This is a genomic window from Caldicoprobacter sp., from assembly GCF_047459465.1.
Taxonomy (GTDB): Bacteria; Bacillota; Clostridia; order Caldicoprobacterales; family Caldicoprobacteraceae; genus Caldicoprobacter.
Genome location: NZ_VSCO01000006.1, coordinates 23,308 through 30,428 on the forward strand (window position 1 = coordinate 23,308; position 7,121 = coordinate 30,428).

8 protein-coding genes and 1 other annotated feature are annotated in these 7,121 nt (G+C 47.3%); all 8 genes read left to right on the plus strand.

Annotated features, from left to right (window positions below):
- The first annotated feature begins 19 nt into the window (after positions 1-19).
- The gene (radA, locus tag FWJ59_RS01020) at positions 20-1,384 is read left to right on the plus strand and encodes a DNA repair protein RadA (protein WP_414480124.1); all 1,365 of its coding nucleotides are present in this window, start codon (positions 20-22) and stop codon (positions 1,382-1,384) included.
- A gap of 397 nt (positions 1,385-1,781) precedes the next feature.
- The gene (locus tag FWJ59_RS01025; protein WP_414480125.1) at positions 1,782-2,276 is read left to right on the plus strand and encodes a CarD family transcriptional regulator; all 495 of its coding nucleotides are present in this window, start codon (positions 1,782-1,784) and stop codon (positions 2,274-2,276) included.
- Positions 2,277-2,303: 27 nt separating this feature from the next.
- A complete protein-coding gene (locus FWJ59_RS01030; RefSeq protein WP_414480126.1) occupies positions 2,304-2,444 on the plus strand; it encodes a hypothetical protein in 141 nt (46 codons plus the stop codon).
- On the plus strand, positions 2,435-3,532 hold the full coding sequence (locus FWJ59_RS01035; RefSeq protein ID WP_414480127.1) for a PIN/TRAM domain-containing protein: 1,098 nt from the start codon (positions 2,435-2,437) through the stop codon (positions 3,530-3,532). The genes FWJ59_RS01030 and FWJ59_RS01035 overlap by 10 nt, the downstream gene beginning before the upstream one ends.
- 219 nt (positions 3,533-3,751) lie before the next feature.
- Positions 3,752-4,477, plus strand: coding sequence for a 2-C-methyl-D-erythritol 4-phosphate cytidylyltransferase (gene ispD / locus FWJ59_RS01040; protein WP_414480128.1), 726 nt, complete (start codon positions 3,752-3,754; stop codon positions 4,475-4,477).
- Positions 4,455-4,922 carry a 2-C-methyl-D-erythritol 2,4-cyclodiphosphate synthase gene (gene ispF, locus FWJ59_RS01045; RefSeq protein ID WP_414480129.1) on the plus strand — a complete coding sequence of 156 codons (468 nt, stop codon included), beginning with the start codon at positions 4,455-4,457 and terminating at the stop codon, positions 4,920-4,922. The genes ispD and ispF overlap by 23 nt, the downstream gene beginning before the upstream one ends.
- A gap of 177 nt (positions 4,923-5,099) precedes the next feature.
- Entirely contained in the window at positions 5,100-5,978 is an 879-nt protein-coding gene (locus FWJ59_RS01050) for a DUF1002 domain-containing protein (RefSeq protein ID WP_414480130.1), read from the plus strand.
- Positions 5,979-6,106: 128 nt separating this feature from the next.
- Positions 6,107-6,343 (plus strand) — a binding site (T-box leader).
- Positions 6,344-6,400: 57 nt separating this feature from the next.
- On the plus strand, positions 6,401-7,121 hold a 721-nt coding region (gene cysE / locus FWJ59_RS01055; RefSeq protein ID WP_414480131.1), incomplete at its 3' end, for a serine O-acetyltransferase.

Genomic DNA, 7,121 nt, shown 5'->3' on the forward strand with positions numbered 1-7,121 from the left:
AAGTACAAATGGAGGGGTTATGGCTAAACCGAGGAAGGTATTTGTATGTCAGGAATGCGGGTATGAGTCCCCCAAGTGGATGGGCAGGTGCCCTTCCTGCCAGCAGTGGAATACGTTTGTGGAAGAGATACAGTTCAGAAGCCATGATGCTACTGAGCTAGATGTGATGTTGCATTCCAGGCCTGAAGCTCTTAAGGAAATAAGCCTGCAGGATGAGGAAAGATATACCACTGACCTTGAAGAGTTGGACCACGTGCTGGGTGGAGGGATCGTAAAAGGCTCTTTGATATTGATAGGCGGTGATCCAGGGATTGGAAAATCGACCTTGCTGCTTCAGGTGTGTAACTCTTTGGCTGATAGGCATGGAACAGTGCTCTACGTTTCGGGCGAGGAATCCGTCAAGCAGGTAAAGATGAGAGCCAACCGCCTCAATATATCGGCCGGCAGGCTATATCTGGTCTCAGAGACCAACATGGACGTGATACTCTCCCATGTTGAGACGCTGAGGCCGGAATTTTTGGTCATAGACTCAATTCAAACGGTGTTTCTGCCGCAACTGTCATCCGCTCCCGGCAGCGTAACGCAGGTTCGCGAAGCTACGGGAGTGCTCATGAAGCTGGCCAAGAACGAAGGGATTACCGTATTTGTAGTGGGGCATGTGACAAAGGAAGGGGCAATTGCAGGGCCAAGGGTTTTGGAACATATGGTGGATGTCGTTCTCTATTTTGAAGGGGATAGGCACCACAGCTATAGGATACTGCGTGGAGTGAAAAACAGGTTTGGTTCTACCAATGAGATAGGCGTTTTTGAGATGAGGGACAGGGGACTTGTCCAAATACATAACCCTTCTGAAATTTTGCTTTCCGAGCGAACCCAAGGGGTGCCTGGGTCAGTAGTGCTGTGCAGCATGGAGGGAACCAGGCCGGTGTTGGTGGAAGTGCAGGCCCTGGTCAGCACCACCGCTTTTGGCATGGCGCGCCGCATGTCTACCGGCATCGATTATAATCGCGTCATCCTGCTCATGGCGGTTCTTGAGAAAAGGGTTGGAATGCAGCTGTATGACCAGGATGCCTATGTCAACGTGGTAGGAGGACTCAAAATAGATGAGCCGGCCGCTGATTTGGCTGTGGTTACCGCCATTGCTTCCAGCTTCAGGAATATTCCGGTAAGCCCCGAGATGGTGGTGATGGGGGAAGTGGGGCTGACGGGCGAGGTCAGAGGGATAAGCCATATCGACAAGAGGATCAACGAAAGCTTGAGGCTGGGTTTCAAGCAGTGCGTGATACCCCGCGATAATTTGAAAGGCCTTGTCATTCCAAAGGGCATGGAGGTAATGGGCGTTGGGACCATATCCGAGGCCCTAGAGGTGATTTTGGGGCTCTAAATCGGGAAAAGTTTCATGCTTTAAGCTGCAATGCCATGGGTATAGCCTTTCGATTGGCTGCCATTAGACATTTCATTGGTGAATTCCATTTTTGCCTTCGTTTTATTTCCATTTCGTTATTTCTACCTTATTATCCCTACATTTCTGCGAAAAAATGTCGCCGTTACACCTTTTAGTAAATATTCAGTATAAAGATTACAGCGCTAAAGGAACAAGATTTTATGGCTCAATTATATAAGCCATAGTAAGTTCCTTGTATGCTTGGTGATCGCAAAATTTTTGTTTTTGCTGATATTGACAAGCTCGTTTCCTATGTGTTAGAATGTTACTTTTATTGACAGTATCAGAAACTTGTGGTATAATAAAGAAAATATTGTACCAAAAGGGAGGCTTTTTTATGGTTTTTCAGGTGGGGGATAAGGTGGTTTATCCGATGCACGGTGCCGGCATCGTGAAGAGCATAGAAGAGAGGGAGATACTGGGCGAGAAGCAGGAATATTATGTGCTATATTTCCCTATAATGAAGATAACGGTAATGATCCCCACCAAGAATGTTGAACAAATGGGTTTGAGGCAGGTTATATCCAGAGATGAAGTCGATAAGGTGATGGATGTTTTGAACGGGGAACAGACCAACATGCCTACCAACTGGAATAAGCGGTACAGATTAAATATGGATAAGATAAAAAGTGGGGATATATATGAGATTGCCGATGTGGTGAGAAATTTGACTTTAAGGGATAGGGAGAAGGGCTTGTCTGCTGCTGAACGGAAGATGCTCAGCAGTGCCAGGCAGTTCCTCATCAGCGAGCTGATGCTGTCCATAGATGGAAGCGAAGATGAGGTTGCAGCGCTGGTTGATAGGGTCATTTTGGAAAGACAGGCCGAGTGAGATCCCTGGGCAAGGGTATGATAAGCTGTGCTTGACCTTATAAAATTTGGTAGAGTGTCAATAATAATAAAAGGGGACTTGGGCTTGGGATTGGCTTTGGAGAGGAGAAATATGGAGTCTTTGGAGGATGGCATGACCGAAAAAGAGGAGGTGAAGATGTGCTGGTAAAGGCTTTTAGAGGAGCGTTGACGGTATGTGGCGCCGTCATGGGTATCGGGGCGGCGTGGTGGATTACCAATTTGCTCAACAGCCAGGGGATAACGTTTGTGCCAATGTATCAGGATGCTATTGTTTATTTGCTTTGCTGCTTAACATTTGCAATTATTGTTTTCGTTTTTTCCAACAAGCTCATATCTTTAACGGTTAGATTTACAAAAGCGATAGAAAAAAAGCTACAGGAGATGCCTTTAACCGATGTGATATTGGGTGCTGGCGGGCTGATCGTTGGGTTATTCATAGCTTATCTCATCAGTTTCCCATTAAATCAAATTGCTCTGCCGGGAGTTTCAATATTTCTGACGGTGGTTATTTACATACTGCTGGGGTATCTGGGGATAAGCGTTGCCATAAAGAGAAGGGATGAACTTAGCTGGCTTTGTCCCCATAAAAAGGCGTCAAAGGATAAGGACATGTTCGACGGCTATCGCGCTCAACCCAAAATTTTGGATACCAGCGTAATAATCGACGGAAGAATATTCGATATATGTAAAACCGGATTTATAGAAGGTCCGCTGATTATTCCCAGCTTTGTGCTGGAGGAATTAAGGCATATAGCCGATTCTTCTGATGCCCTAAAGCGCAACCGCGGACGGCGTGGCCTCGACATACTGAACCGTATCCAAAAAGAGCTGAATATTCCGGTGAAGATTTATGAAAAGGACTTTGATGATTCGGTTGAAGTGGATACCAGGCTGCTTAAAGTGGCCAGGCTTCTGAACGGCAAGATCATTACCAACGACTATAACTTGAATAAAGTGGCAGAGTTTCAAGGGGTGGCGGTGCTTAACATCAATGAGCTGGCAAATGCCATGAAGCCCATAGTTCTTCCCGGCGAAGAGATGGTGGTACAGGTTGTCAAGGACGGCAAGGAAGTAGGTCAGGGCGTCGCCTATTTGGACGATGGTACGATGATTGTGGTGGACGGAGGCAAGAAACACGTGGGTGAGACCATAGGAGTACTGGTCACCAGCGTGCTCCAGACGGCAGCAGGAAGGATGATATTTGCCAAACCTAAACCGGTAGATAAGGTAAGCTGAAGGGTTGACCAAAGGTAGGATGAGAATTCATTATCAAGCAACGGATTGTATTCCGTTGCTTTTTTTTGTATACTGTAGTAGGCATAGAAAGCTGTCCAGCTTTTGCTGTACCCTTACGGGGCTTATCCATCTACAGGTAAGGTTAGTAGCTTGTGTATTGATTGAATGTCAGTTTAGCAGCCCGTTGTATATAGCAGGGGGTGGAATAGATATAAAAACATGAAGGGGAGAAATTATGCTATTGTAGTTGCAGCTGGACAGGGCAAGCGAATGGGCACCGATGTTAGCAAGCAGTATTTGCTGCTGGATGACAAGCCAGTGGTTGTACATGCGCTTCGGGCGTTTGATGAGCAGCCAGCGATTGAGGCCATTGTACTTGTGGTGGCGCCTTCTGACGTTAAGCGCGTTAAAGATAGCATAGTATCGGAATATGAGTTTAAAAAGCCTGTACTGGTGGTGGAAGGCGGGCAGGAACGCCAGCAGTCGGTGTATAACGGCCTTAAAGCTCTTGGGGAGCTCGGAGATGTTGATATAGTGGTCATCCATGACGGGGTCAGGCCATTTGTGACGGAGCAGATGATACAGGACAGCATTTTAGCGGCTGATAGATATGGGGCTGCTGTGGTGGGAGTTCCCGTCAAGGATACCATAAAAAAAGTGGATGATGAGCAATTTGTAATATGTACCCCTCAGAGGAGCCAGCTATGGCTTGTGCAGACGCCCCAGGCTTTTAAGTATCGCCTCATATGGGAGGCTCATGAGAAGGCCGTGCAGGATGGCTTCTGTGGAACTGACGATGCCGTGCTGGTAGAACGGCTGGGCCATCCGGTTAAAATGGTGATGGGCAGCTATTGCAACATAAAGATTACCACGAGGGAGGATTTGATTTTGGCACGGGAATTTATGGCCGGAGGGTTGGTATATGAGGATAGGCATGGGTTATGATGTGCATCCGCTGGTGGAAGGCAGGGATTTGATCCTGGGGGGAGTTTCTATTCCCTTTGAAAAAGGGCTTAAGGGACATTCAGATGCTGATGTCTTGGCTCATGCTATAATGGATGCCTTGCTCGGTGCTGCGGCGATGGGAGACATAGGCAAGCTGTTTCCAGATACTGATGAAAGATACAGGGGGATATGCAGCCTGGTATTGCTGCGCTTGGTGGGCCAGCTCATAGCGCAGATGTCGTACCGCATAGAGAACATCGATTCCATAGTGGTAGTACAAAGGCCTAAAATAGCGCCATATATTGAACAGATGAGGGAAAATATAGCGCGGGAGCTCAACATTGAATTTGACAGGGTAAGTGTTAAAGCCACTACCACAGAAGGGTTGGGTTTTATAGGCGCCGGGGAGGGCATAGCTGCCTATGCTGTGGCCCTACTGGCTTAAATCCTGCTTAAGTTGAAACCTGTATTATTTTGCTTTTTGCTCGTAATAATATTTTTAAAAAGTGAAGAAAGATTTGTTTGGGCGCTAAAATGGCTACAGTTTGAACGTGCAGGGCAATACGCGTTGTGCTTTAATGGTGTCCAGGCAAGATCTTAAATACCCAGGGGAGGGTTTGATATGAAAAGGTGGATAACGGCTTGCTTATGTGCAGTAGCGTTGTTGATGGGGCAGCTTGGTAGTGTACAGGCTCAGGTGGAGGAAGTGGTAAGCCTTGGTGCCGATTTAAACGAAAAACAGCAACAACAGATGCTAGAACTGTTTGGAGTGAAGGCTGATGAGGTGAAAATAATAAAGGTTACCAACCAGGAGGAGAGGGATTATCTAGAGGGGCTTGTTTCAGAGGATAAGATAGGAACCAGGGCTATATCCTGTGCCTATGTTAAACCTTTATCCGAAGGGGAAGGCTTGGTGGTTGAGACCTACAACATAAGCTGGGTTACAAAAGAGATGTACGCCAATGCTATGGCCACGGCCGGCATAGAAAACGCACGGGTAGTGGCTGCAGCTCCGTTTAGTGTGTCGGGAACTGCAGCGCTAACCGGCATAATGAAGGCTTTTGAAGAGGTATCGGGCAAGGAGCTGGATGAGGAGGCCAAGAAGGTTGCAAATGAGGAGCTGGTAACTACCGGCGAGCTGGGCGAGGACATAGGGAAGGACGAGGCTGCGGCCCTTATAAAGGAAATAAAGGAAAAAATAATTCGAGAGAAGATCAAGGACCCAGAGGACATCAGAAGGATCATATTGCAGATTGCTAAGGAGCTCAATATAGAGCTTACGGAGGAACAGATCAATAGGATTATTGAACTGATGGAAAAGATAAGCAAGCTGGATTTGGATATAAACAAGATAACCTCCCAGCTAGAGAACATCACGCGGCGTTTGGATGACATAAGGAAGACGGTGGAGGAGAATAAGGGAGTACTTCAGCGTATATGGGAGGCCATAAAGAGCTTTATAAGCTGGCTTCAAAATCTCATCGGCAGGTTTAGCGCATAACCGGTATGCAAGTAGGTTTACGGAAAATGTCTACCTGCGCGCTCATTGACTTGTTGATGAGAAATGTAATATAATGAATTATCCCTAGATAGTTTTAACTGGATGAAGTGGGGTTATAAATAAAAAGGATAAAGGCGATGAACGGGAAAAGTAGGCATGTCAAATCCACAGAGAGGGGCAATGGCTACGCTGAGAGTTGCCCTGGATACAGGACGTGCTGAAGGTGCGCCCTGGAGCTGTATCTCCGAAAGGCTGATAGCTGAGTAGGGGATACCGTCCATGCCACGTTACGGCTATAAAGGTGGGGTATTGCTCTAAAGAGCATGCCCAATCAGGGTGGAACCGCGGAAGCCTTCGTCTCTGAGTCTAGGGATGAAGGCTTTTATTTTAACGGCTAAAAATTTTGCAGAAGGGGGAGGTTCATGTTTGATCGAATTCGCAAGGATATCCAGGCTGTACTTGAAAGGGATCCTGCCGCCAGAAATGCTCTGGAGGTCATATTGTGCTATCCGGGGTTTCATGCTATCCTATTGCATAGAATAGCTCATTGGTTTTATGGCAAGGGATTTAAGCTTATAGCGCGGCTCATTTCGCAGTTTAACAGATTTATCACCGGCATAGAAATACATCCCGCCGCTAAAATTGGTGAAGGGCTGTTTATAGACCACGGCATGGGCGTGGTGATTGGGGAAACCGCCGAAATAGGGAATAACGTCACCATATATCAAGGAGCCACGCTAGGGGGGACTGGCAAGGAGACCGGAAAACGCCATCCTACCATAGGGAACAACGTGGTGATAAGCGCGGGCGCCAAAGTTTTAGGGCCTTTCAAGGTAGGAGATAATTCAAAGATAGGAGCCAATGCTGTGGTTTTAAGCGAAGTGCCGCCCAATTGCACGGTGGTAGGCGTGCCGGGGAAGATAGTGAAAAAGGACAACAAGCGAGTGGCATCGGCCAGGGATGAGATTGACCTGGATCAGGTACGCCTTCCTGACCCCGTGGCTGAGCAGATTAAAGAGATATTGGATAGAATCAGCGCCTTAGAAAAGAAGGTAGAGGAATTGGAGGGCAGGTGGAAAGATGAGACTGTGGGGTATTGCTCTAAAGAGCATGCCCAATCAGGGTGGAACCGCGGAAGCCTTC

Excerpts from the sequence above, each read along its gene's own strand:
- radA (WP_414480124.1), top strand. The coding sequence starts at position 20 with ATGGCTAAACCGAGGAAGGTATTTGTATGTCAGGAATGCGGGTATGAG.
- FWJ59_RS01025 (WP_414480125.1), top strand. The coding sequence starts at position 1,782 with ATGGTTTTTCAGGTGGGGGATAAGGTGGTTTATCCGATGCACGGTGCC.
- ispD (WP_414480128.1), top strand. The coding sequence starts at position 3,752 with ATGAAGGGGAGAAATTATGCTATTGTAGTTGCAGCTGGACAGGGCAAG.
- ispF (WP_414480129.1), top strand. The coding sequence starts at position 4,455 with ATGAGGATAGGCATGGGTTATGATGTGCATCCGCTGGTGGAAGGCAGG.
- FWJ59_RS01050 (WP_414480130.1), top strand. The coding sequence starts at position 5,100 with ATGAAAAGGTGGATAACGGCTTGCTTATGTGCAGTAGCGTTGTTGATG.